The sequence below is a fragment of the Cellulomonas sp. P2_B4 genome (genome assembly GCF_056404795.1).
In genome coordinates, this window is the sequence record NZ_JBFUDI010000125.1 from 1 (window position 1) to 513 (window position 513).

A 513-nucleotide genomic window follows, 5' to 3' on the forward strand; every position below is an offset into this window, starting at 1 on the left:
CCCTGCCTCACGCGCCGAAATGGTCAAGCCGAGCCTGCCGATCGCGACCGCGCATCAATTCCCCAATCTCGCGCCCGATCTGCCGGTGGCCGAGCGCCGCAAGGGCCTGGCGGCGGGCCTCGGCGTTATCGTGTGCGACGGGCCGCAGGGGCATGGCTTCTTCAAGGGCGGGCATGACGAGCAGACCGGCAACACCATGGTCTGCCTGGAACGAGGCCAGCGCTGCGTGCTGATCCTGTCCAACGACGTGCGGGCCGAGGCGGCCTATCCCGCGCTGGTCCGCTTCATCCTGGGCGAAACCGGCACTCCCTATGACTGGGAATATGGCGACCATGCGGGGAAATCCTGAGCCGTTCGGCGGCGGACGACGACCGATCTACCGGGTCGAGGGCCGAAGCCCGACAACATCCCGCGCCGCCGCCCGAGTCGCGCGGATACTGTCCGAGGCATAGACCGCCAGCCCGGTCCAGATCAGCGCAAAGGCGGCAAGGTCGTGCGGGCGCAGATGCTCGC

Annotated in this window: 1 protein-coding gene; it reads left to right on the top strand. The window is 68.6% G+C overall.

What is annotated here, in order from left to right:
* On the top strand, positions 1–349 hold a 349-nt coding region (locus AC1DZC_RS20455; protein WP_477044569.1), incomplete at its 5' end, for a hypothetical protein.
* Positions 350–513 lie beyond the last annotated feature (164 nt).